We start from the raw sequence: 24,752 nt of genomic DNA, 5'->3' as shown, positions 1-24,752 counted from the left end.
CAGCCATGAGCCCGCAGCGGCCGATCATCCACCTGCTGGGCAGTGGCGGCTTCTATGGCGCCGAACGGATGTTGCTGGACCACTGCCAGGCCACCCCGGGACAGCACGTGGTGCTGTTTCTGGGCGCGCCGCAGACGCTGGTGGCGCGCTTTGCCGCCGCCGGCGTGGACTGTCGCACCTGCAACGGACTGCGCGAGGTGCTGCGGGCGCTGGACCAGTACCGCAGCCAGCAGCCGCTGATCAACAGCCACAACTTCAAGGGCCTGCTGTTCGGCTGGGTGGGCGCCACCCTGTGGCGCCTGCCGATGGTCGCCACCCAGCACGGCTTCACCCCCAGCAGCCGCAAGCAGCGGCTGTACACCTGGCTGAGCCTGCAACTGTGCCGCACCGCCACCATCGGCAAGGTGGTGTGCGTGGCCGAGAGCATCCGCCGGATCCACCTGCGTGCCGGCGTGGCGCAGCGCAAGCTCGATGTCATCCCCAACGGCCTGCCGGATGCTGGCGCCCTGCCCGCCCATGCCCACGGCCACGAACGCTGGCTGGCAGGCTACGTGGGGCGCCTGAGCAGCGAAAAGGGCCCTGACCTGTTCCTCGATACGCTGATCCCGCTGTGCCAGCGCCACCCGCACCTGGACGCGGTGATGCTCGGCGACGGCCCGGAACGCGAAGCCCTGCAGGCCCGCGTCGATGCCGCCGGGCTGCACGAGCGCATCCGCCTGCCAGGCTTTCAGGAAGACATGCGCCAATGGATGGCGCGCCTGGATGCGCTGGTGATCAGCTCGCGCACCGAAGGCACCCCGATGATCCTGCTCGAAGCCATGCAGGATGGCGTGCCGGTGGTGGCCTTTGGTGTCGGCGGCATCCCCGACGTGATCGAGCACGGGCGCAGCGGGCTGCTGGCCCCCCCCCTGGCGGTGGACGAACTGGCCGCCCAGCTCGAAGCGCTGATGCTCGACCCGGCCCAGGCCGGCGAGCTGATCGCCCAGGCACGACGCACCCAACGTGAACGTTATCACCTGCCGACGCTGGCGCAACGCTGGGCCCAGGTCTATCGCGGCACGGCAGGTGCGGCCAAGGAGACCTGCGCATGATCATTCCCCTGTCCCTGATCGGCCTGCTGGCGATCGTCAGCGTGGTACTGCTGGCCAGTCCGTACCCGTTCCTGGCCCCCGGCGCGGTGATCGGCCTGGCCGGCGTGCTGGTGCTGTACCGCCGCCCGGCGTGGGGCCTGCTGGCCATCATCACCCTGGTGCCGCTGGAGGGCCTGTTCAAGGACAGCGAGCTGACCGCCTCGAAATTCATCGGCGCCGCGCTGGCCATGGTGCTGCTGCTGCAACTGGCCGTGGGGCAGCTGCCGGGCGAACGCCTGCGCAGCTCCATGTGGCGCCTGCTGCTGGCCTTTATGGCGCTGTACCTGCTGAGCTTTCTGGCCAGTGAAAGCAGCGAGATGTCCATGGGGCACTTTCGAGAACTGGCGGTGGGCCTGGTGCTGTTCGTGCTCACCCTGCTGATCGGACGCGAACTCAACCTGCCGATGATGTACCGCCTGGTGACCCTGAGCGTGGGCGTCACCTGTGCCATGGCGATGTTCTCGGCCAAGTACCAGGACGAAGGCCGCGCCTCGGGCCTGCTCGAAGACCCCAACGTGTTCGCCATGCTCATCGCCATCGCGGTGCCCATGGCCCTGTGGCTGGTGTTCAGCAGCCCCAACCGCCTGCAGCGGCTGTTCTGGCTGGCCTGCGTGGTGCTGTTGCTGGCCGGCATGACCAAGACCAACTCACGTTCCGGGCTGGTGGTGCTGGCCATCAGCCTGGTGATCGGCCTGGTGCACTACCGCGAAAAACTCACGCACCTGCGCCCGCGCCACCTGGGCTTCGCCATGCTCGGCCTGGCCATCGTGCTGCCTGTGGCGGTCGCGGTGATGCCGGCCAGCTACATCGAGCGTATCCAGTCGCTGGCCTTGCTCAAGTCCGGGGTCAATGCCTACAAGGACGACTCCCTGGGCCGGCGTTCGTCCTACATCGTGGTGGGCAGCAAGATGATCCGCGAACATCCGCTGCTGGGCACCGGCCCCGGCACCTTCCCGCTGGAATACGCCACCACCGGCTACGCCAAGGCGTTCTCGGCCAACCGCAAGGTCGGCGACCTGTACCGCCGTGCCCACAACACCTACCTGGAAATCTTCAGCGAAGTCGGCGTACCGGCGGGCCTGGCATTCGTCGGCATGGTCATGCTGGCCCTGTACAACCTCTGGCATGCACGGCGCCTGTGGCTGCAAAAGGGTGATCAGGGGCAGGCCGACATGCTCACGCACCTGTCCACCAGCATGCTTGCCATCGGCCTGTTCCTGATGTTCCTCAGTGCGCCGAACCACAAGTACCTGTGGATTCTGCTGGCGCTTTCCAGCGTGCTGCGCCTCAAGGCCGAACAGGCGCGCCCCGTGCAGGTGGCCGGATGAAGATCAGTATCGTGATGCCGATGTTCAACGAGGCACGCCATATTGCCCGCACCCTCCACTCGGCGCGTCGGGCCGCCGACCTTGCCGGCCTGGACTGCGAGCTGATCGTGGTGGACAACGGCTCCTCCGACGATGGCCCGCAGATTGCCCGTAACCTCAGCGCCAAGGTGCTCGACCTGCCGGGGCTGACCATCGGCGCCTTGCGCAACCGGGGCGTGCAGGCCAGCTCCGGGGAATGGGTGGCGTTTCTGGATGCCGACATCGAGGTGCCGGAGCAGTGGCTGAGCCTGCTGCTGGACCTGCACGCCCAGGGCCGTGGCGATGTGTTCGCGCTGGACTGCGACACCCCGCGCCAGGCGCCCTGGTTCGCCCGCGCCTGGCAGCGACGCACATTGCGCGCCGGCCGGCCGGCGCTGCACAGCATGCAATGGCTGCCCACCCCCAACCTGCTGATGCGCCGCGACTGGTTCGACCGGGTGGGCGGTTTCAACGAAACCCTGCGCACCGGCGAAGACAAGGACTTCACCTGGCGCCTGGGCCAGGCCGGTGCCCGCCTGTTGGCCCTGCGCGCACCGGTGGTGCTGCACTGGGGCTACGAGGGCAGCTGGAGCGAATGGCTGGGCAAGGAGCTGTGGCGCCAGGGCAGCAATCTGCAACTGCTGCGCAGCAATGGCGCGAGCCTGCGCCTGCTGCGCTTCCCGTTGCTGTCCCTCGGGGCCTGGGTGCTCGATGCGCTGGCATTGTCCGCGCTGCTCGACGGCTTTCCGCATCTGGCAATGCTGCTGCTGTTCTTCACCAGCCTGCCGGCGCTGGCGCTGAGCCTGCGCCAGAGCCTCAAACACCGCGACCCGGTGTTCACCCTGCAACTGTGGGGCCTGCACTGGGTTCGCCTGCACCTGGCTGGAGCGGCCTTCGTGCTCAGCCTGTTCAACTGGAACGCAAGGAGGCCCGCACGTGGCTGAGTTCATTTTCTGGCTTTGCCTGCTGTTGCCTTTCTATGCCTGGCTGGGCTACCCGCTGCTGCTCACGCTGGTGGGGCCGCTGTTCCCGCGGCACACCCCGCCGCCGCTGCCGCCGCAACGGGTCAGCGTGGTGGTTGCGGCGCACAACGAGGCGCGCAACATCGAGAACAAGCTGCGCAACCTGCTGGAGCAGGACTGCCCGCTCGCCAGCCTGCAGATCGTGGTGGCCAGCGACGGCTCCAGTGACCAGACCGTGGCCCTGGCGCGCACCTTCGACGATCCGCGCATCCTGGTGCTGGACCTGCCACGGATGGGCAAGAACCGCGTGCTCAATGCCGCCGTCGAGCACTGCAGCGGCGACATCCTGGTGTTCACCGATGCCGACGTGCACTGGGTGGAGGGCACCTTCGCCGCACTGCTCGCGCCCTTCGCCGACCCCGAGGTGGGCGGCACCGTGGGCAACATGACCATCCCGGTGGCGGGCAAGGGCCTGAGCCTGGGCGAGAGCCTGTACCGCCACTACGAAGCCTGGCTGCGCCGGGTAGAAAGCCGCACCGGCTGCACGGTGTCGGCCGACGGTGCGCTGCAGGCCCTGCGCCGCGAGCTGTACCAGCCGATCCCGGACCGGGTCAACGACGACTTCTTCATCAATACCTGCGCCCCGGTGGCACACAAGCGCGTGGTCTACGTCGACCAGGCCAGGGTGCTGGACTACGGCGTGGACGAGGCCGAGCGCCAGTTCAGTCGCCGCCAGCGCGTCACCGTCGGCGGGCTGATCAGCCTGGCGGCCCGGCGCGAACTGCTCAACCCGCTGCGCCACGGGCTCTACGCCATCGCCCTGATCAGCCACAAGCTGGTACGCCGCCTGGCCCCCGTGCTGCTGGTGCCCCTGCTGCTGGCCAACCTGTGGCTGCTCGACGGCCACGGTTTCTATCGCCTGACCCTGGCCGCCCAGCTGCTGGGTTATGCCATCGCCGTGGTCGGCCTGCTGGACAAGGGCCACCGCCTGCCCAAGCCGTTTCGCCTGGCCGCCTTCGTGCTGGTGACCCTGGCCGGCATGAGCGTGGGCCTGTGGCAGTTCCTGCGCGGGCACAGCTACAACCAATGGAACCCCGACCAGACCCGATGAGTGCCTTCATGCCGATCAAGACCAGTCTCAAGCGCGCCAGCGGTTGGTTGTACCTGCACTCCCCGAAGGGCCGCAGCCAGCTGCGCGGCGCCGGGGTCATCCTGATGCTGCACCGGGTGCTGGCCGACGACGCCAGCGCGGCCCTGCCCCATCGCAACGAACTGTGCGTGGGCCCGCAGGCCTTCGAGCGCCTGCTGCGCTGGCTGCGCCAGCACTTCGATTGCGTGCACCTGATGGACCTGCTCAAGGACCATCAGCAGCCCAGGGGCGACAGCCGCCCCAAGGTTGCCCTGACCTTCGACGACGGCTGGCGCGACAACGCGCTCAATGCGTTCCCGTTGCTGCAGCAGTACCAGGTACCGGCCAGCATCTTCCTGTCCACCGACTACATCGGCAGCCGCCAGCGCTTCTGGTGGGAGAGCCTGGGCGAAACCCTGTGGGGCAGCCATGGCGAAGGCCCGCGCCACACCCTGATCGAAGCGTTGCGCAAGATCGGCCGGCCGCTGCCGGCTGCCTACTTCATGAACCAGCGGCCCAACGCCCGCAGCCAGGCGCTGGCCGGCTACCTGCAAAGCCTCAAAACCCTGAGCCCGGCCGCCCTGCACCAACTGACAGACGCCTGCCCGGCCGAATCCCTGCCCCAGGCCCTGGACTGGCAGCAGGTACGCGAACTGGAAGGCTCCGGGCTGATCAGCTTCGGCCCGCACGGGGCCAGTCACGCGCTGCTGCCGGGGCTGGACAACCAGCGCCTGGATGAAGAACTCAGCCGCAGCCACCACGCCCTGCAGCAAGGCTGCCAGCAGCCGCTGCCGGTGTACTGCTACCCCAACGGCGACCATGACGCCCGGGTACGCGCTCGCCTGGCCGCCCATCGCTACCCCTTCGCCCTGAGCACCCGCGCCGGGATCTGCCAGGGTCATGACGACCCACTGGCGTTGCCGCGCATCGGCGTGAGCCAACGCAACGCCAGCCGCCCCTCGCTGCTGGCCTGGCGCATCAGCCGCGGAGGCCGCTCATGAGTCGTGGCAACTACCTGCGCCACCTGCTGCTGAGCATGGGCACACGCCTGGCGATGATCGCCCTGCGCCTGGCGCGCAACGTGTTGCTGGCGCGCATCCTGGGGCCCAGCGAGCGCGGCCTGTTCGCCCTGCTCAGCACCCTGCCCGACCTGATCAGTGCCGCCACCAGCGGCGGGCTGAACACCGCGGTGGGCTATCAGGCGGCGCAGCAACGCTCGATGGGCCTGCTGCTGAGCCAGGTGCTGATCTACGGGTGCCTGCTGGCCGGGGTGCTGACCCTGATCTGCGTGGCGCTGATGCGCGAATTCGGCACTGAACTGGAAGTGACCCTGCAACTGGGCCTGCTGGCCTGGCTGTTGCTGTTGGCGGTTCCGCTGACGGTGCTCAAGAGCGGCCTGCTCACCCTGCACAACGCCACCGGCGGGGTGGGCGCATTCAACGCACTGCGCCTGACCGAATCGCTGGTGCCGCTGCTGCTGTTCGTGGGCATGTTCTGGATGTGGCAGCACGCCGCGCTGGAGGCCGCGCTGATCAGCTGGCTGCTGGGCCTGGGGCTGGTCGCGCTGCTGGGCCTGGTGTGGCTGGGCCGCCAGCACGACATCACGCTGTGCTGGAACCGCGGGGGGCAGCGCGAGCTGCTGGCCTACAGTGCGCGCAGCCACCCGGACGTGCTGTTCCAGCAGGTCATCCTGCGCTCGGACTACCTGTTCATCAGTGCCTTCCTGGGCAGCGCCGCCCTGGGGCACTACGCCATGGCCAGCGCCGCCGCCGAACTGCTGCTGATCATCCCCGAGGCCGTTACCACCCCGCTGATGAAGCGCCTGCTGCAGCAGGATGCCGGCATGGACAAGCTCACCCCGCTGGCCCTGCGCCTGACTGCCACCGTGATGCTGGGGGCCTGCCTGAGCATGGCCCTGGTGGGCGAATGGCTGATCGTCACCCTGTTCGGCGCGGCCTACCAGCCGGCCTACCCGGCCCTGCTGGCACTGCTTCCCGGCTTGTTCGGCCTGTGCTACGCAAGCATCCTGCGCCTGGACCTGCTGGGCAAGAATCGCCCCGGCGCGGTCTCGCTGATGATGGGGGTGGGCGCGGCGGCAAACCTGATTCTCAACGTGGTCCTGATTCCCCGTTTTGGCATCGCGGGTGCAGCCCTGGCCTCCTCCATCGCCTACCTTGGGGTGACGGTGGCCATGCTCGTGCTGTACTGCAGGCTGAGCGGCGTACCGTTGCTGCGGACCTTGTTTGTGTTGCCTGGCGATCTGTTGCCTTTGCGCCAGATGCTGCAACGGAGAACGGTATGAAACGTACATGGATGTTGTTACCCGGCCTGCTGCTGGCCGCCACTGCCCACGCCGCCACCCTGCGCTGGCCGGACATTCGCGACGGCAGCCTGTACCTGGCGCCGCAGCGCAGCGCCCCGCTGCAACTGAGCTGGGTGCCGGCATGGCAGGCCGATGCCAACCAGGAACAGGTGTACCTGCTCGACGCCACCGGCAAACTCGATGCACAACGCATCATTGCCCCCCATGAAGGCCGCGGCCAGCTGAGCTGGCCACTTACCGCCGGCACCGGCACCTACCAGGTGGCCATCCCCGGCTACAGTTTCAGGCGCTACCGCCTCGAATACGACGACACCACCGGCGCCCAGTTCGCCCCCGCCAAGGTGCACTTCAGCCTCGAACTAGACCGCGCCACCACCCTGTACTTTCGCGTGAAAGCCGGTGAAACGGCGGTGCTTGCCGGCAAGTATCACGACGGCGTGCGCAACCTGACCCTGGAGCGCGTGGACGATGGCAAGCGCCTCAGGCTGGCGCTGCTCGAACACCGGGCCTATTGGCAGTTCGATCAGGTGAATCTGCCCGCCAGCGCCCAGGACCAGACATGGCGCCTGAACTTCGAAGGCACCGGCAAGGTGGCCTTCTGGCTGGACGGCAGCGCCAACCTGTTCGCCCTGCGCCCCCAGGACCTCGCCCCACTGGTGCACCGCGACGGCCAGGTAAGCCTGCGCAGCAGTGCCAAGGTACTGGGCCCCACGCCCAGGCTGGGCAACAACCTGCCCTACGTGATGCCGCCACCGTCCAGCCATGCGGTGATCGATGCGCTGCAACTGCAGGCCGCCGGCTACTACACCTTTGCCGACGTGCTGGCACGCAAGCCGCGCTACGAACTGCCGTTTCGCCAGCTGTACCAGGAACGCTTCGGCATTCACCACGACATCACCCTGATGGCCGCCACCGGGCGCAAGTCCGACCTGATGCGCAGCCGCGCCAACGATGGCGCGCTGGACGACTGGCTGGCCACCAGCGTCGCCCTGGGCGGCAAGGGCCTGCATTACATCGCCTTTGCCGACGAACCCAACCTCAACTACGCCGACTACGCCACCTACCGCACCTTCTTCGCGGCCATGGCCCAGCGTGTGCGCGCCTACCCCGGCGCCCATGAAGCCGGCGTGCGCATCGCCATGCCGGCCAGCTCGCGGCTGGTCAACGGCCCGTTGCGCGGCGATGCGGCGCAGCGCGTCGGCCTGGACTGGGCACGGCGCCTGCTCAAGGAATTCGAACCGCAGATCGACGCCATGGCCTGGCACGAGTGGATGGTCCGCGACCTGCTCGCCACCCGCACCTACCGCGACTCGGTACGCCGCGCCGCCGAACTGGTGGGGCTGGACGCCAACGGTCGCCCGCGCAAGGCGCTGCTGCTCGACCAGACCAACCTGTCCAGTGGCTCGACCCTGAGCCTGTACGAGCAGAACACCCACTATGCCGGCGTATGGTGGACCTCGGTGGTCATCAATGCCTCCCAGGACGGCCTGCTGGACATGCTCAACTGGTTCCACATCGCCGACGAGCCCGAGTGGCCCAAGGGCATGGTCAAGGTGCTGGGCAACAACCGCTTCGAACTCAAGCCGGTGGGCCTGGCCCAGCAGTTCATCGCCCAGCACTGGCTCGACCAGGTGCTGCACCTGGACAACGACGCCTTCGAGGTCGATGCACTGGCCATGGCACGCGGCGCACAGCGCAGCCTGCTGGGCGTCAACAAGGGCGAACGCCTGCAACACGTCAGCTTCGCCACCCCGGCCAGCCGATGCCCGCAGGCCGCTGCCACGCTCACCCTGTTCGGGCCGGACAACCAGCCGCGCGCCGCGGCACTGGATTGCCAGCACGGCCAGGTACGTTTCGAACTGCCCGGGCAGACCCTGTTTGCCCTGCGATGGAGCGCCTCATGAACACAGTGCCGAAGATCTCTTCCCCTGCCGGATACGGGAGCCACCATGAATATCGTCAGCAAGTTCAGCCAGCGCGTACACCAGAAAGGCCTGCGCGCCACCCTTCGCAGCGCGTACAAGCGCTACGTGTTCTTTCACTGGGAGCTGCTGTGGATGGAGCGCGACCTGGTCAGCCCGGTGCCGCCGCATACCCTCAAGCCCTATGCGCCGCTACGCGTGGAGCGCATCACGGTGCACAACGTGCAAGGCTTTGCCAAGCACTTCGGCGACCGAGTCGAAACCATGCGTGAACTGGCGGCCGAAGGGCATACCGGGCTGATGTTTCTGGACGAAGACAGCCACGTGGTGGCGTTCATCTGGGGCAGCCCGCGTCACTACCACGACCGTCATTACTATGGCTGCTGGTTCCCGGTCGAGCCGGGCGAGTTCTTCGAGTTCGGCGGTGAACTGGCGCGCCAGTACTGGGGTACGTCGCTGTCGGTCGACCTGCAACTGGCCCTGTGGCGCGCCATGGCCGAACAGGGCTGCGACAAGGTGGTCGACGTGTGCGAGACCCACAACATTCCGGCGCTCAAGCTGCACCTGCGCATGGGCTACGTCGAGCAGGGCCGTGTGATGCACGTGTACTGCCTGTTCGGTCGCTGGAAATTCTTCCGCGAAACGCGCTACAGCGGCTCGCGCCTGGATGCCTTGCGCAAACCGGCGCCGCGCAGCACTACTGCCACGGTGTCCTGAACCGATGACCCTGACCTTTACCTGGCACGCCTCGTTGCGTGCCGACGACTTCCCCGCCGACGCCTACGAGCAGTTGCGCGAGCGGCTGCCCGATGCCACCCCCTTCAACAGCCTGGCCTGGCTGCGCGCCGCCGAGGCTGCCTTGCCGGCCAGCCAGCACCTGCAGGTACTGCTGGGGCACGCACAAGGACGCCTGGTGCTGTGCCTTCCGTTGATCCGCACCCTTGAGCGCCACGGGCCGCTGGACTTTGCCGTGCTGCACCACCTGGGCTACCCCATGAGCGACCGCATCGGCCTGCTCATCGACCTGCCGACCAGTGCCGCCGGCCAGGTACTGGCAGCCATTCGCACGCGCCTGCCCCATGCCCTGCTGCAACTCAACGAGGTAACGGGCGATTCGCCCTGGCTGCAGCAGTGGGCACGCCGCAGTTCCACCCACGAACAGCGCACCGCCTGCCGTGCGCCGGTGCACCAGATAAGCGAGGCCGACCGCCAGGAAGTCAGTGGCGACCCACGCTACAAGTTGCGCCGCGCGCGCAAGCGCATCGCCGCCTGCGGTGCACAGGTGCGCCGAGTAACCCCCGATGCCGCCAACGCAGCTTCCTGGCTGGAAGCCGTCAGCGCGGTCGAGGCCGTGAGCTGGAAAGGCGACGACGGGGTCGGCATCTTCTCGGTGCCCGCGCAGCGCCAATGGATGTTCCAGGCCTTCACCGCGCTGGCGGCCGATGGCCGTCTTCGCCTGGTGATGCTGGAACTGGACGGGCGCTGCATCAGCTACCGCCTGGGCCTGCTCGAACGGGGCCGCCTGTACGACTACAACCTCGCCTTCGTGCCGCAGTATGCCGACCTTGGCAGCGGCCGGGTGCTGCTGCAGGAATGGATCGACTGGGGGCTGGACGAAGGCTGGACGTGGATCGACGCTTCAAGGGTGAGCCTGGAGAACTCCAGCCACCAGCTGCATGAGCGCATGACCGGCCAGGTCGAGCACCTGCGCCACAGTTTCTACAGCTGGCGCCCGTCGGGCCTGTGCCTGGGCATGGCGCTGCGCCTGTGGCAACGCATCAAGCCCTGGATCAAACGCCGCCAACAGCAGCCCGTGCCGGCACCTGCCACTTCCCCCACTGCCACACCCACAGCACAGGAGCGCCCGGATGCCGTCCCAAGTCATAGTCAACGCTGACGATTTTGGCCTCAACGAACACACCAACGCGGTGATCCTGCGCGCGTTCCAGTGCGGCCTGATCAGCTCTGCCACCGCCATGGCCAGCATGCCTGCATTCAAGGCCGCCTGCGCGCTGGCCCAGCAACCGGCCCTGCGCGGGCGCGTGGGCCTGCATTTCAACCTGACCTACGGGCGCCCGCTGAGCGAGCCGATCCGCGCGCTGGCGCAGTTCTGCAATGCCGAGGGCGAGTTCGACCTGGGCCTGTCGCGCAAGCGCCTGTGGCTGGGGCGCGCGGCCCGCCAGGCGGTGCACGAGGAACTGGCCGCGCAATGGCAGCGCTGCCTGGACCATGGGCTGACCCCCAGCCACCTGGACTCCCACCAGCACGTGCACAACCTGTGGCCCATCGGCGAAATCGTCGCCCGCTTCGCCGCCCGCGAAGGGGTGCCAATACGCCTGGCCCGCAATGTGGGGCACAACATCGGCCCGGCAAAACGCCTGTTCAAGACGTTGCTCAACCAGCGCCTGCGCCAGTTGGCCAGGCTGACCGCCGACCATGTGTGTACCCCGGTCGACCTGCGTGACGGCCTGGCCCCGCGCCATGGCGTGCTCGAAGTGGTGGCGCACCCCAGTGCCCTGGGCAGCCACGACTTCGGCGATGCCTACCTGGGCAGTGGCGAGTCCTTGCAGGCTTTGCTCGACCAGCGCCTGGCGGGCGTGCCCAGGGTCGGCTACGCGTCGCTGCGCGAGGCGCGCCAGAGCACCCTGGACACTGCCTCCAACAGATAACTACCACCGCTTCGCCCGGCTGATCGGTTGTGCTGTCGGTCCACGGACCGGAGCACGACCATGCCTACCTCCCCTTCACGCATTCCCCACTCACCGTTCATCGTCCAGCGCCTGCCCACCTGGCTGAAACACACCAGCGCCCAGGACGCCGAAGACCTTCGGCGCCATCTGGCCCTGACCCATGTCATCCCCGATGCCGAACCGGACTGGCTGGCCAACGGCCTGCCCGATCAGCGTGACGCCGTGCGTGCAGCCAGGCGTCGCTATCGGCGGGCCAGCCAGACACTGGCAGGCACCCTCAAGGCCTTCCAGGGGTTGCTGGCATTTGCCGAGCCGCTGCTGCAGGCGCGCCTTGACGCCGAACTTGGCGAACCCCTGAACCTGCACACCACCGACCTGGTGCAGTTTCACGAAGAGGCCGACCTCTGGCAGCTCGCCACACGTACCACTTACCAGAAGCAGAGCCTGCTGCAGGCAGCGCTGCAGAACTTCGGTGACGACGTGACCTTCCTCGGCAAGAGTGCGATCACCCTGCAAGGCCATTTCCACCTCGACCTGACCGACGCCGGCCTTGCCTACCGCTATACCCGCCATCGCCTGTCACCGGCCGTGTTCGCCCGCCTGTGCCGCGAACTGGACCTGGGCGCCCGCTACCAGCAGCACCTGCAGGCAGTGTTCGAAACACCTGCCACGCAAGACAGGGTGCGTCGCGACTCGATCGATGCCAATCGCCAGTTGCTGCGCCTGGAGGTCACCGTGGCGAAAGCGCGCCAGCGCATCGGGCCAGCCGCCAGCCGCCGGTTGCTGGCGCTGCTGGACGCGCCCGCCGCAGCAGGCGCCGAGGCCCCGCCAGTGCAGGCCAGCCTGCTGAGCATGAGCGGCGTACCGTTGCACGACATCCTGCTGTTTGCCCTGGCATCTGAGCAGCAGGCAGACAGCCTGCTGCTATACCTGCCCGGCGACCCGGACGATGCCCTCACCGAGCATGCGTCGATGCCGGCGCTGGAGCGCTACCTCAAAGGGCGCCTCAATCACCCCGGGTTTCGCAGGCTGTTTCAGCGCTACGTACCGCTGCAACAGCAGCAACACCTGTTCGATGTGCTCGGACACAACCTGGCCCGGCAGGTGGTCGACAAGGACGGACCGTGGCACTCGCAGGAGCAGGACAGCCTGTACCTGAGCCTTGCCCCGGTTGCCGGCGAGCTGTTCGGCGTGCTGCAGGACCGCCACCTGCAACGCCTGAAGGATGAAGCACGGGTACTCATGGTGCCCACCGCTGAAGCCGACGAGAAAGCGCGCAAGGCCCGCCTGGAACAATGGGAGACACGCGCGCTGAACGTGCTCAATGCCGCGGCGATGTTCGTTCCCGCGTTGGGCCCGGTCATGCTGGCGGTCACTGCGGTACAGCTGATCAAGGAGATGTATGAAGGCGTGGAGGACTGGCAGGACGGCGACGTCGAGGGCGCCATGGCGCACCTGCAGTCGGTGGCGATCACTGCCGGCATGCTGGCCGGTTCGGTGCTGGCGATCAAGGCAGCGCCAGCGCTGGTCGATGCGCTGATCGAAGTGCCGCTGCCCGATGGCAGTACGCGCCTGTACCTGCCCGACCTGGCACCCTACCGGCTGGACACGTCGCTGCCCGCCGAGGTGACAGCCAACGACCAGGGCCAGTACCGGCACGCGGACCGGCACTACATCAGGCTCGGCGCCGACCTGTACGAGCAGCAGTTCGATGCGCACCAGCAGCAATGGCAACTGCGCCACCCCGAGCGTGAAGACGCCTATCGCCCCGCGCTGGAGCACAACGGCCAGGGTGCCTGGCGCAGCGTGCATGAACAGCCGCTGAGCTGGTCGCGGGCCACCCTGCTGCGCCGTCTGGGCCCGCTTGCGCAAGGCCTGAGCGATGCAGAACTCGAACAGGCCTGCCAGGTCAGCGGCACCCGCGAAGACGCGCTGCGTCGGTTGCACGCCGCCAATCTGGGCCTGCCACCCTTGCTGGCCGATACGCTGCAACGGCTCAGGATCGCCCGGCAACTGCGCGCCGAAAACGTCACGGGCAACGTCGGCAAGGCCCTGTTCGAGCAGCGTTACCTGGCCCTGGTGCCCCCGCAGCCGCACATCACGGCCCTGTGCGCACGCTTGCCCGGGTTGAGCCCGGTGCTGGCCCGCAGCCTGCTGGACACTGTCGGCCCGGCCCGGCTGGCACGCTGGGTGCCACCGGCAGCCATCCCCACCAAATTGCTGGAAGAGGCCGCCACGCTGGCCGCCCGTGTTCCCCTGGTACGCGCGACCGAAGGCCTGTATTGGCCAGCCCTGGCGACGCCGCAAAGCACGCGCCTGGCGCTGTTGTGCCTGGAGCACGCCCCTGGCTGGGACGCCTCGGTCGTGCTGGAAGCACGCAGTGGTGGCCCGCGCGGCCCTCTGCTGCAGCGCGTGGGTCGTGCCACCCAGGCGCAGCGCAGAGTTCTGGTGCACGGTGCAGAAGGCTACCAGACCTTCAAGGACGACCTCCCGCTGCACGCGCCCGGCGACGACCTGTTCGCGGCCCTGCATGACAGCATCGCTCCCCGCTATCGCCAGGTGCTGGGCCTGGACACCAGGGCGGCGCTGCAGCAACGCGTGCTGTCGATGCTCGAACGCCCCCGCGGCGAACTTGCCACCTGGCTGTGGTCCGGCGAGGTCCGCGGCTGGGCCAGCGAAGCACGCCTGCTGGGGGGCAGTGATCGCCCCGGCTACCCGCCGGTGTCGGCTGCCAGCTCTTCACAGGAGGCCCGCTACCGCACGCTCTACCCGCATGCCAGCGGCGAAGAGGCGCGTACCACACTGGCGGCCTGGGAGGCCAGCGAGATTCCGGCACAGGCGCGGCTGCGCACGCTCGAACAAACCCTGCAACGCCTGAAAAGCGCGTTGACCCTGTGGGCCCTGCCCAGTACAGCCCGGCAATCGGCGCGGGAAGAAATCATTGCCGCCTGGCAGCGCCTGTCGGTGCGCGAGGTCGCCGATGGCGAAGCCATCGTTCAGCTGAACCTGGACTACCTGGACCTGACCGACGGCGACCTGGAAAGCTTCCCTGCGCTGGAGGCCAACTTCGATCACGTGAATGAGCTGTCGCTGGAGCAGAACTCCCTGACCCGGCTGCCTGACGCCTTCCTGCGCCACTTCACCCAGCTGCAGCGCGTCAGCCTGAACGGCTGCGAACTCACCAGCCTGCCCACCGGGCTGGGTGATCGGCTCAGCGTGCTGGACCTGGCCAACAACCGCCTGGTCTGGGACGAGCACCTGCAGCACGCCCTCGAAGGTTACCCGCAGTTGCGCGACCTGAGCCTGTCGAACAACCCGCTGGCAACCCCGCCCGACTTCGCCCGCCTGAACCGGCTGCAGGGCGTGGACCTGTACAACTGCAGCCTGGCGACCTATCCGACAGGGCTTGATCAGCTGGACGCGCCGAACCTGGTGGACCTGTCCGGCAACCAGCTGCAGGAGCTGCCACCGACTGCCATCCTCTCACCTCCGCTGGCCCGGGCGCTGCGCCTGGAACACAATCCGCTGAGCGATGCTGCCCTGCAGGCGGCCGATGCCTACTACACCACCCACCGTATCGACCTGCTGGTGGCCGAGATCGATTACAACGAACTGCTCGACGACGCCACGCCACAACAGCGGGCCAGCTGGCAACGACTGCAGCAGAGCCTGCCGTCGGGGTTCTTCCGGGACCTGCGTGCCATGTTCGACAGCCCGCCCTACATCGTCGCCCCACTGACCTACCGGCGCCGCCTGTGGCGCCTGCTGACCTGGATGGACGCCAATGCGCCCCTGCGTGAGCAGATTCTCGCCCGCACAGGCGGCACCCTGCTCGACCTCGAACAGTTGGGCGAGGTGTCACAGGCCCTGGCCATCCCGGACCTGGCAACCCGCTCGCGCACCTTGCTGGCGACCATCGTCAACCACGTGCGTCTCAGAAAGCTCGGCTTCGGCGTGCTGAGCCTTTCGTTCAACATGTCCGAAGACAGCTACGCGACGCTCTACCAGTGGGCGCTCAAACGTATCACCCGGCTGCCGGGCCTGGACCTGGCCCAGGCGGCGCGTGCCGACGAGCCGGTGATCATCGACGCACTGGTCGATGTGATGCCGCTGCCGGGCGAAGCCTGGATAGAACAGCAGCGCAACCTGCTGCTGGCGGTCGACCCGACCACCTCCCACGGCCTCGACGAAGTACTGGCCATGAACCATGAAGAGGAACCGGTCTACCCTGCATGGGAGCACCACTTGCGCGAACGCTTCGCCGCACAGTTCGCCGCCTCGCGGGCAGCGCTGGACGACAGCCTGGAGCAGGCAGCCGAAACGCTGAGCGAAGGTGAACTGCTAGTGGAGGCGCAGCGCTTGCGGCAGGTGTACGAACAACGCCTCGTCGACCTGCGCAGAACCCTGACCGAGGGAGTGGCGCGAGGCACCATCGACTGACAGGCGGGCGCCGGCCCGGAGCGCACCCGGGCCAGGCTGGCTTTTGTGCCGGGGCCGGCGTTATGCTCGGCTGAACCGTTTCATTCACCATGGAAAAGAGGTATTGCGTCATGGATCGTCTGGACTCGCTGTTTCCCGCTGCCACGGATATCCCCGAGGCCTATCGCCTGGGCGACCCGCTCGAGCAGCGCGACTACCTGGTGGATGGGCAGTTGCACCGCTGGGAAGGCCCGCTGGCCACGGTGCGCAGCCCGGTGTGGCTCAAGACCGACGACGGTGAGCAGCAGGTGATACTCGGCAGCGCCCCGCTGCTGGACGCCGATACCGCCCTCACCGCCCTGGACGCCGCCGTGCGTGCCTACGACAAGGGCCGCGGCGTGTGGCCGAACATGCGCGTGGCCGAGCGCATCCAGCATGTGGAGGCGTTCCTGGCCCGCATGCGCGAGCAGCGCGCGGTGGTGGTCAAGTGGCTGATGTGGGAAATCGGCAAGAACCTCAAGGACTCCGAGAAGGAGTTCGACCGCACCTGCGACTACATCGTCGAGACCATCGGCGCCCTCAAGGAACTCGACCGGCGCTCCAGTCGCTTCGAACTGGAGCAGGACACCCTCGGCCAGATCCGTCGCGCGCCCCTGGGCGTGGCGCTGTGCATGGGCCCCTACAACTACCCGCTCAACGAGACCTTCACCACCTTGATCCCGGCGCTGATCATGGGCAACACCGTGGTGTTCAAGCCGGCCAAGTTCGGCGTGCTGCTGATTCGCCCGTTGCTGGAGGCGTTTCGCGACAGCTTCCCGGCCGGGGTGATCAATGTCATCTACGGGCGTGGCCGCGAGACCGTCAGCGCGCTGATGGCCAGCGGCAAGGTCGACGTGTTCGCCTTCATCGGCACCAACAAGGCCGCCAGCGACCTGAAGAAGCTTCACCCGCGCCCGCACCGCCTGCGCGCCGCGCTGGGGCTGGACGCCAAGAACCCGGGCATCGTGCTGCCCGAGGTCGACCTGGACAACGCGGTCAACGAGGCGGTCACCGGCGCCCTCTCGTTCAACGGCCAGCGCTGCACGGCGCTGAAGATCCTGTTCGTGCACGAGCAGGTGGTGGACGCCTTTCTCGACAAGTTCCAGCGCAAGCTGGCCGACCTCAAGCCCGGCATGCCATGGGACCCGGGCGTCAGCCTGACCCCGTTGCCCGAAGCAGGCAAGGTCGACTACCTGGGCGGCCTGGTAACCGATGCAGTAGCCCACGGTGCCAAGGTGATCAACCAGGGCGGCGGCCAGAGCCGCGGTTCGTTCTTCTACCCGGCGCTACTGTACCCGGTGAACCCGCAGATGCGCGTGTACCACGAAGAGCAGTTCGGGCCGGTGATCCCGGTGGTGCCCTACCGCGACCTGCAGACAGTGATCGACTACGTGCTGGATTCGGATTTCGGTCAGCAGTTGAGCATTTTCGGCACCGATTCGGCCACCGTGGGCCGGCTGGTCGACACCTTCGCCAACCAGGTCGGGCGCATCAACCTCAACGCCCAGTGCCAGCGCGGGCCGGACACCTACCCTTTCAACGGGCGCAAGAACTCGGCCGAAGGCACCCTGTCGGTGCATGACGCACTGCGCGTGTTCTCGATCCGCACCCTGGTGGCCACCAAGTTCCAGGAGGCCAACAAACAGCTGATCAGCCAGATCATCCGCAACCGCGAGTCGAGTTTCCTGACGACTGACTACATCTTCTGATTGCGTGGTGGGCAAAACGGTACAAGCATAGGCTTGGATCGCGGCGCACCTATCGCGGGTCAAGCCCGCTCCCACAAAGGCAGTGATGAACACGTGGGAGCGGGCTTGACCCGCGATAGGGCCCGTGTAGGCAACACACTTTTTGCGTACCAATGGAGGAAAAAATGGCCACCCAACCCATCCCCGACGGTCAGCACAGCATCACCCCCTACCTGGGCATCAAGGACGCTGCCAGGGCCATCGACTTCTACAAGGCCGCCTTTGGCGCCACCGAAATGTTCCGCCTCGACGCCCCCGATGGCCGTATCGGCCATGCCGAGCTGAAAATCGGCGATTCCTCGCTGATGCTGGCCGACCCCTGCGACCAGGCCGGCGGGCTCACCAGCAGCCAATCCCTGCAGGGCAGCGCCATCGGCCTGCACCTGTACGTCGAAGATGTCGACGCTACCTTCGCCCAGGCGCTGAAGGCCGGCGCCACCCAGGTCAACGCCGTGCAGAACCAGTTCTACGGCGACCGCAGCGGCACCCTCAAGGACCCTTTCGGCAACCTCTGGTTCGTCGCCACCCACGTCGAAGACGTGTCGGTCGAGGAAATCCGCGCCCGCGCGGCAAAAATGTTCAGCCCGCAATGAACGCCACCTGCACGCGGCGATGGTCGCGTGCAGGGCTTTGAATTAAGGTGGCAGGCACAGGAAGGCTGGCCAGGATCGTCCATGCGAATCATCGAGAAAAACGCCGCGCTGGTGCGCACCCTTACCCCCGCCGAAGAGGAACTGCTGCGCGGGTTCGTGCTGGGCGCCCTGGAGGGCCCGCGGCTGCTGCAGGCCAACCAGTTGCTGATGAAGGTACGCGCCGCCGGGCAGTGGCTGGCCTGCGACTGCCAGCCCAAAAGCATGCCGGTACTCAACGTCAACCTCAACGGCAGCACCGGCACGCTGTTTCTCAAGAACAACCCCGGCACCGCCGAACATGCGCCGGGCTGTGCCTTCACCAAGGACGAACGCGACACCGACGCCAGCCACAACGAGGCCGACACCCCGCCGGCGGCCTGGCTGGCACCGGACGCGCCGTTGCGCCTGATCGGCGATTTCCAGCGTGCCGCTGCCGGCAGCGGCGAAGGCAACGGCAGCGGCGACAGGCGCGAACAGCATCGCCTGCTCTCGCTGCTGCTGACCCTGATCGAAGCCAGCGGCCTGAACGTCTACGCCACCCACCTCAAAAAGGACCTGACTGCCCAGTTCGCCGAACTGCGCAGCGTCGCCACCCGCTACCCGCTGATCGACCGCGTGCCCGCCAGCAACTACCTGGAAACCCGCCTGGACATGAAGCACATGATGATGCTCAAGGCACGTCTGCGCGACGCCACGGTGTTCGGCACACATCGGCGCCATGGCCTGCTGCTGGACTGCGTCAGCCAGATCAAGGCGCGCAAGGTGCTCACCGAGCGCAGCGAAGACGGGTTCGACTTCCAGGGCCACCACCTGCTGTGGGGCGGTAGCCGCACCCCCGGCCCGCTGCTGGCGCTGGCCATCTATTCCCCCGCCACCGCCGGCAGCCACTTCTACGAGCTGATCCATGTGGCCAGCGTGCCGGTGCTGTCGCGCGCTCACCTGTTCCCGGTGTACCGCGACGAAGAGCGCGAACCGCTGAAGATGCTCGTCTCGCTGATCGACTGGATGGCCGGCAAGGGTGTGAAGGTGGTGATGCGCCGGCCGGTGATCGGCGGTCGGGTGATGGACGAACTGGTGCTCAGCTCCGACCAGGACAGGGTGCTGTCCGTGTCGCTGACCGAACAGCCGCTGGGCCCGGAGCCCGAAACGGAAAACTTCAGGCGCTTTGCCGATTTCAAAGGCCTGGACACCTTCCGCAAGTACGTGGCGGGCTTCTTCATGCGGGGTCGCGACTAGACCGTCCGTCGCTCACGCCGCACCCTCGGCGCATGACGACGGACCAATGTCAGGTAGCCCACATGAAAGGAGTTCGACCATGACCCGCACCCCGATCACCGCTCTGCTGTTCGCCGCGCTGCTGGGCGCCCAGGCCACCGTGGCCCTGGCCGCAGGTACCGGCCCGACCAACCCTGCCCCCGGCAACGGCGTGCCCAACTCCACCCTTCCTGGGGCCGGGGTGGATGTACCGGCCCCGTCCAACGAGCCGTCCATGCCCAACGGCACCGACCCACGTACCCAGGGCAACGACGACGGCCGCCAGGGCGGCATGAACACCGATGACACCCGTGGGCAGATGCCCGAGGGCACCGGTTCCGAGAGAAATGGCCACGAAGGCTCCGAAAGCAACAACAGCGGCGGTGTCAGCGGCCCGGCTGGCAGCTGACCGCTGCGCCCGCAAGCTGGCTCCTACCGGCGATACACACCCTGTAGGAGCCGGCCTTGCCGGCGAAGGCCCAAGCACTGCAACCGCTTGAGTGCCGCCCCTGCTGCCCCTATCATCCCCAGCCTCTTCCACCTGGGGCTCCCCGTGTCTGACCCTCGCCTGAAACGCCTTGGCGCTTGCCTGTTGGCAATCCTTGGCAGCGCCTACCTGGCGCAGAACATCGTGCCATGGCGCCAATTGATGGCCGATGAACGCACCGGGCCGGCCCAGACACGCCTGCTGCAATTGAGCGATGGCAGCCAGCTTGCGCTCAACCACGCCACCCATGTGGACATCCGCTTCACCGCGCAGCAACGACGCCTGGTGCTGCACGACGGCGAAGTGCTGGTGCAGGCCAGCAGCGACCCGCGCCCGCTGATCGTCGAAACCCCGAGCGGTGAAGTCCGCGCACACTCCGGGACGTTCAGTGTCGATCATCTGCACAGGGGCTCCCAGGTCAACGCCTACGCGGCTGACGTACAGGTCCTGCCACGGCTGGGCACCCCCAGCCTGCTGCCCAGCGGCAGCGGGCTATGGTTGCGCCGTGCCGGCAGCAGCTGGCAATGGCCAGCCCGGCCCAGCCGAATCAACACCCGGGCCTGGCCCGCCGGTAGCTAGCAGTCGAAGCGGTCCACCGCGCGGCGCCGCTCGTTGTCGTCGCGCATGTCGTAGTTGGCCGTGGTCTGGATGTTGCTGTGATGCGCCAGCTTCTGCGCTATCGACAGGTCGTGCTCCTCGATCACCCGGGTGATGAACGAACGGCGAAAATCGTGGGGCATGATCTTCACGCCCACCTGGGTACCGCGTTGGCGGGCGATGTAGTAGATCGCGTGCTTGGTGATGCGCTCGCGGGTGATATGGCTGCCGCGGCGGATGCGGTTGAACAGGAAGGTATCGTCGGCCTGGCCCTCGGGCAGCTGCGAGCGGCGAAACTCCAGCCAGGCATTGAGCTTGTCGAAGGCCCACACCGGGGCGTACTTGATCAGCTGCTTGTTGCCCTTGCCCAGCACCTGCAGGCTGCGCTCGGCAAAGTCGATCTGCTTGAGGTCGAGGTTGACCGACTCGCTCTTGCGCATGCCGGTGCCGTACAGCAAGGCGATCACCGCCGCGTCGCGCAGCCCCTGCGGGCGCGGGTCGGCAGCGCAGGCCTCCATCAGTTCGCGGATCAGCGTGCGCTTGAGGTTGCGCCCCACCGGCAGGCGCGTGCCCTGGGCGGCCTTGACCGTGCGCATGCGCAGCAGCTGGTCCTGGCTGATCAGGCCCAGGCGCCAGGCTTCGTTCATCACCCCGCGAATCGCGTTGACGTACAGCGACGTGGTGTTGGGCGCATAGCCGTCGGCGCGCAACGCCGCCACCAGCGCAGTGACATGCCCCGGTTCGAGCAAGTGCCAGGGCACCTCCTTGATGTCGATGTCCTCGAAGTCCAGACGGTCGGCGGCGTCCTGCAGGATGTACTTCATGGTCAACTGGCTCGACGGGGCCAGTCGGGCGAGGTATTGCAGCAGGGGGTTGTGGAGCGATGCGTGCAGTGAATCAGGCAAACCGTGGGGTTCCTCTAGCGCAGTAGGGCAAATTCAGCCGGGGATGATACCCCTAGTCCACCAGGTAAAGCTTGATGGTTTCCCGGGTCAGCGAGATCACCTCGTGGGTGTAGCCCTCGGCATCGCTGGTGCCGTATTCCAGATACCCGTCCTTGCGCTGGATCACGTAGGCCACGCGTGGCAGCGGCCTGCCGGTTTCGCTGTCGGTGATGGGCAGGCGTGCACTGTAGAGCGGCGCCTCGACCTGCCTGGCGAAGGGTGCCAGCGGCGTGGCGTCGTCCAGCGTCGGCGCGGCCCACACAAAAGGTGGTATGTACGGGCTGTAGTCGTGCTTGTTCACTTCGGCCAGCAGCACCGAAACCGGGATGCGCATCACCAGTGAAAAGTACGCGTGATACGGGAACGCGGTGATGTACAGCTTGCACGGGATTGTGGTTCTGTTCTCGAGCAGGCGCTGGATGGTTTCGCGGGTCAGTTCAGTGCTGCTGGAGCGGCTCGGCAGGGTCTTGTCGAAGCTCATCTGCGCCAGGTAGTTGAAACTGCCATCGGGCGCGCGGCTTTCGAACTCGGGCGAGCCGGACAGGTTGTAGGTGATGACGTGCTCGAGGTCGAAGTTCTCGTCGCCGTCCAGCGCGCACACCAGCCGCTCGCTGATCTGGCCATTGCCGGTGTGGCGTTCGAACAGGCTGAGCAGGTCTTCGTCGGCCTGAAAACGCAGGTCGTAGCGATACGGGTTGTCGCTGAACGACACAAAGCGCAGGGGCAACGGGTCGATGCCGTGGTCCTTGACGCAGCCACTGCTCAACAGTGCACCGGCGGCCAGCGTGAAGCCGAGGGCGAAGCGGTGAAACACAGGCATGCGCCCTTCTTCCATGAGTGTGGCGGGCGCGCAGGATGCCCTAGCAGGCACTCTGCGGCAAGTGTCACGGCGCTTTGTGCGATGCCTCGTGAACCGCTGGCGCAGCGTGACCAACTGGTGTATCAAGGCGCCCTCCCGCCCCCATGGATGACACATGCGCCTGCTTCCACTGATCGTACTTGGCCTGCTGGCTGCCCAGCTCAGTGCCTGTTCACTGTTCATCCCGCGCGCCAAGGCCACGGTCGAACCGATTTCCCTGCAAAAGCAGCTCGACAGCAACCACAGTGTGTACACCCTGACCTTCGCGGCAGATGTGGATGTGCTCGACGCCTTCCGGGGCAAGACCAGCCAGTTGGGCACGCGCATCGAATGCTCGATCACCGAGGATGAGAACCTCGCCTATGACCACCGCATGACGTATTCGCTGATCGGTGAGATCGAACGCGATGACCGACCGCCCCGTGATGGCCTGTTCACCTCGAAACTGAGCTTTCAGAAAAAAGACCAGTACCGCGACCTGAGCGACGCAGCGGCCCTCGACATGCTGGCAAGAAAGCCGGTACTGCCATGCACCATGAAGGCGTCCGGCTTCTTTGTGGGCTACTACTATTCGAAGCCGTTCACCTTGCAGGCCAGCGACCTGATCCGACTGATCAAGGGGCCGGTGCCTTCGCAGCGCCTATTTCTCAAACACTACTGAAGAACGTGCGGCGCCCTTGAAAACAGGTGCTTGACCTCAACCTAACTTGAGGTTTTACCCTTGCGCCTCCCTTGAGTGGAGTCGCCCCATGAGCACCAGCCAACCCGCTGTATTTGTGTTGTCCAACCCCGAAGGCCTGTACGACCCCAGCGCCAATGCCTATTCACACGTGGCCGAGGTCAGCACCGCCGCCAAGCTGCTGTACATCGCCGGCCAGGGGGGTGAAGACCCTGCCGGTACGCTGTCGCCCGACTTTGCCGAACAGGCGCGCCAGGCACTGCTCAACCTGCGCACCGCGCTGGAATCCAGAGGTGCGAGCCTGGCCGATGTATTCAAGCTGACCCTGCTGATCGTGGACCATAGCGAAGCCAGGCTGGCGCTGTGGGTGGCGGCTGCCAACGCCGCCTGGGGCCAGCTCAGCAAACCGACCTGCACCCTGATACCCGTGCCGCGCCTGGCACTGGACGGCATGCAGATCGAAGTCGATGCGGTGGCGGCCCTGCCCGCTTCGAGCTGATGGCCCCTAGCGCAGCGTGCACTGCGTCTGCACGATCGAGCGGTTGATGCGGTCCAGCTCGCTCTCGGCAACGACCCTGTTGTGGACGTTGAAGGCCATTTCATAGGCCTGGTTGGCAAACGCGGTGCAGTTGGGCCGCTCGAGAATCACCGCATCCATGCGCAACGCGTAGATGACCAGGGCGTCCGCCGACTGACCGGCGCGTTCGCGGTAGGCATAGCGTTGCTGGCGGGCCTGCTCGAAGTTGGCCTGCACTGCCTTTTCATAGTTGGCCTTTTGCGTGCGCTGCACAGTGGCCACCGGCACAGTGAGCAATTGATACACCGCCTGCTCGTAGGTCTTGGGGAAGCGGACTTCGTTGGTTTCGTGCAGCAACGTCTGGTTCATCACGTACAAGGTGGTGGTCGGACAGTAGTCGAAGCGCCCGCAGGCCTTGCTTGCCTTGGCTTGCAGGGCATCTGGCTGAAACCGCTGCGCCGACCAGCCCAGGGCCAGGTTGTACTGCTTGAGCGCCGTGTAATCGGCCTTCAACGCCTTGTTGAACGCCGCGAAGCACGCCGTGGTCTGCGCCGTCTGCGCATCGCCACAGCCTTTCACGCCAGAGATGTCGTCCAGCGAGTCGCCGCTGTAGTCGAGGGTCAGCGCTGGCCGTGCAGGCGTTGTCGACACCGCCACACCCTGGGTCTTGAGTGCACTGTAGCGGGCCGTCATTGCTTGCAACCTGGCACCGTCGGCTTTCTGCACGGCGGCGATTTCCAGCAGTTGCTTGACCGCGTCGAGGTCCTGGGGCTTGAGGTCCTTGTTGCCGGTCAGTGCCTCCAGCAGGTCCAGCGTGGCATTGGCATCACCGGCTTCGGAGTCCATGCGCAGCGCGCTCAAGGTCGACGCATAGCGGCTCTGTTGCACGAACTCGCCAAGGTTCATTTCTTCAAGGCTTGCGTACTTGAGCGGCTGTGCAATCTGCTGGCTCATGTCCTGGGCACACGCCAGCGAGGCGTACAGCAGGGTGATGGCAAGGGTAAGGCTGGTCTTCATGGACGTCCTGACAAGGCAACGCCACCGCAATGGTCGCGGTGGCCCACACCTGCATCGG

The 24,752-nt window shown here is 66.7% G+C and carries 21 protein-coding genes; 18 read left to right on the top strand and 3 right to left on the bottom strand.

Annotated elements, in window-relative coordinates:
• The first annotated feature begins 5 nt into the window (after positions 1-5).
• From LOY33_RS11695 to LOY33_RS11620, 16 genes are all read left to right on the top strand, one after another.
• On the top strand, positions 6-1,091 hold the full coding sequence (locus LOY33_RS11695) for a glycosyltransferase family 4 protein (protein ID WP_100632730.1): 1,086 nt from the start codon (positions 6-8) through the stop codon (positions 1,089-1,091).
• Positions 1,088-2,458: an O-antigen ligase gene (locus LOY33_RS11690; RefSeq protein ID WP_054914458.1), complete on the top strand. Its 1,371-nt coding sequence runs from the start codon at positions 1,088-1,090 to the stop codon at positions 2,456-2,458. The genes LOY33_RS11695 and LOY33_RS11690 overlap by 4 nt, the downstream gene beginning before the upstream one ends.
• Positions 2,455-3,420 (top strand): glycosyltransferase, encoded by a 966-nt coding sequence (locus LOY33_RS11685; protein WP_043860602.1) that lies wholly within the window; start codon positions 2,455-2,457, stop codon positions 3,418-3,420. Before LOY33_RS11690 ends, LOY33_RS11685 begins: the two co-directional genes overlap by 4 nt.
• Positions 3,413-4,549: a glycosyltransferase gene (locus LOY33_RS11680; RefSeq protein WP_043860601.1), complete on the top strand. Its 1,137-nt coding sequence runs from the start codon at positions 3,413-3,415 to the stop codon at positions 4,547-4,549. The genes LOY33_RS11685 and LOY33_RS11680 overlap by 8 nt, the downstream gene beginning before the upstream one ends.
• An 8-nt stretch (positions 4,550-4,557) precedes the next feature.
• Positions 4,558-5,568, top strand: coding sequence for a polysaccharide deacetylase family protein (locus LOY33_RS11675; protein WP_043860619.1), 1,011 nt, complete (start codon positions 4,558-4,560; stop codon positions 5,566-5,568).
• Positions 5,565-6,869, top strand: a complete 1,305-nt coding sequence (locus LOY33_RS11670) for an oligosaccharide flippase family protein (protein ID WP_043860600.1) — start codon at positions 5,565-5,567, stop codon at positions 6,867-6,869. The genes LOY33_RS11675 and LOY33_RS11670 overlap by 4 nt, the downstream gene beginning before the upstream one ends.
• Positions 6,866-8,794, top strand: coding sequence for a hypothetical protein (locus tag LOY33_RS11665; RefSeq protein ID WP_258662690.1), 1,929 nt, complete (start codon positions 6,866-6,868; stop codon positions 8,792-8,794). Before LOY33_RS11670 ends, LOY33_RS11665 begins: the two co-directional genes overlap by 4 nt.
• A gap of 45 nt (positions 8,795-8,839) precedes the next feature.
• On the top strand, positions 8,840-9,529 hold the full coding sequence (locus LOY33_RS11660; RefSeq protein WP_043860598.1) for a GNAT family N-acetyltransferase: 690 nt from the start codon (positions 8,840-8,842) through the stop codon (positions 9,527-9,529).
• A 4-nt stretch (positions 9,530-9,533) separates the two neighbouring features.
• Entirely contained in the window at positions 9,534-10,709 is a 1,176-nt protein-coding gene (locus LOY33_RS11655) for a GNAT family N-acetyltransferase (protein ID WP_258662689.1), read from the top strand.
• Positions 10,681-11,481, top strand: a complete 801-nt coding sequence (locus LOY33_RS11650; protein ID WP_043860596.1) for a carbohydrate deacetylase — start codon at positions 10,681-10,683, stop codon at positions 11,479-11,481. Before LOY33_RS11655 ends, LOY33_RS11650 begins: the two co-directional genes overlap by 29 nt.
• Before the next feature lie 60 nt (positions 11,482-11,541).
• Positions 11,542-15,942, top strand: a complete 4,401-nt coding sequence (locus tag LOY33_RS11645; RefSeq protein ID WP_258662686.1) for a leucine-rich repeat domain-containing protein — start codon at positions 11,542-11,544, stop codon at positions 15,940-15,942.
• Between the two features lie 110 nt (positions 15,943-16,052).
• Positions 16,053-17,669: an NADP-dependent glyceraldehyde-3-phosphate dehydrogenase gene (locus LOY33_RS11640; RefSeq protein WP_054914453.1), complete on the top strand. Its 1,617-nt coding sequence runs from the start codon at positions 16,053-16,055 to the stop codon at positions 17,667-17,669.
• 164 nt (positions 17,670-17,833) lie between these two features.
• The gene (locus tag LOY33_RS11635) at positions 17,834-18,301 is read left to right on the top strand and encodes a VOC family protein (RefSeq protein ID WP_043860593.1); all 468 of its coding nucleotides are present in this window, start codon (positions 17,834-17,836) and stop codon (positions 18,299-18,301) included.
• A gap of 81 nt (positions 18,302-18,382) precedes the next feature.
• The gene (locus LOY33_RS11630; protein ID WP_104572488.1) at positions 18,383-19,576 is read left to right on the top strand and encodes a hypothetical protein; all 1,194 of its coding nucleotides are present in this window, start codon (positions 18,383-18,385) and stop codon (positions 19,574-19,576) included.
• Between the two features lie 79 nt (positions 19,577-19,655).
• Entirely contained in the window at positions 19,656-20,003 is a 348-nt protein-coding gene (locus LOY33_RS11625) for a hypothetical protein (RefSeq protein ID WP_043860591.1), read from the top strand.
• Between the two features lie 144 nt (positions 20,004-20,147).
• The gene (locus LOY33_RS11620) at positions 20,148-20,660 is read left to right on the top strand and encodes a FecR family protein (RefSeq protein WP_054914451.1); all 513 of its coding nucleotides are present in this window, start codon (positions 20,148-20,150) and stop codon (positions 20,658-20,660) included.
• Here LOY33_RS11620 and xerC read toward each other — a convergent pair.
• Complete coding sequence (xerC, locus tag LOY33_RS11615; RefSeq protein ID WP_229590266.1) at positions 20,657-21,502, bottom strand: tyrosine recombinase XerC; 846 nt, start codon at positions 21,500-21,502, stop codon at positions 20,657-20,659. The genes LOY33_RS11620 and xerC overlap by 4 nt on opposite strands.
• A 133-nt stretch (positions 21,503-21,635) precedes the next feature.
• Positions 21,636-22,442 carry a hypothetical protein gene (locus LOY33_RS11610; RefSeq protein WP_043860589.1) on the bottom strand — a complete coding sequence of 269 codons (807 nt, stop codon included), beginning with the start codon at positions 22,440-22,442 and terminating at the stop codon, positions 21,636-21,638.
• A 154-nt stretch (positions 22,443-22,596) separates the two neighbouring features.
• Here LOY33_RS11610 and LOY33_RS11605 point away from each other — a divergent pair, with 154 nt between their 5' ends.
• A complete protein-coding gene (locus LOY33_RS11605; RefSeq protein WP_043860588.1) occupies positions 22,597-23,142 on the top strand; it encodes a hypothetical protein in 546 nt (181 codons plus the stop codon).
• 88 nt (positions 23,143-23,230) lie between these two features.
• Positions 23,231-23,659, top strand: a complete 429-nt coding sequence (locus tag LOY33_RS11600; protein ID WP_054914449.1) for a RidA family protein — start codon at positions 23,231-23,233, stop codon at positions 23,657-23,659.
• 6 nt (positions 23,660-23,665) lie between these two features.
• On the opposite strand, the gene LOY33_RS11595 is transcribed toward LOY33_RS11600, so the two are convergent.
• Complete coding sequence (locus LOY33_RS11595; protein ID WP_058540233.1) at positions 23,666-24,694, bottom strand: hypothetical protein; 1,029 nt, start codon at positions 24,692-24,694, stop codon at positions 23,666-23,668.
• Positions 24,695-24,752: the final 58 nt, after the last annotated feature.

Source organism: Pseudomonas sp. B21-036, assembly GCF_024748925.1.
GTDB classification, from domain to species: domain Bacteria; phylum Pseudomonadota; class Gammaproteobacteria; order Pseudomonadales; family Pseudomonadaceae; genus Aquipseudomonas; species Aquipseudomonas palmensis.
This window is presented reverse-complemented; position numbering and strand designations above follow the sequence as displayed.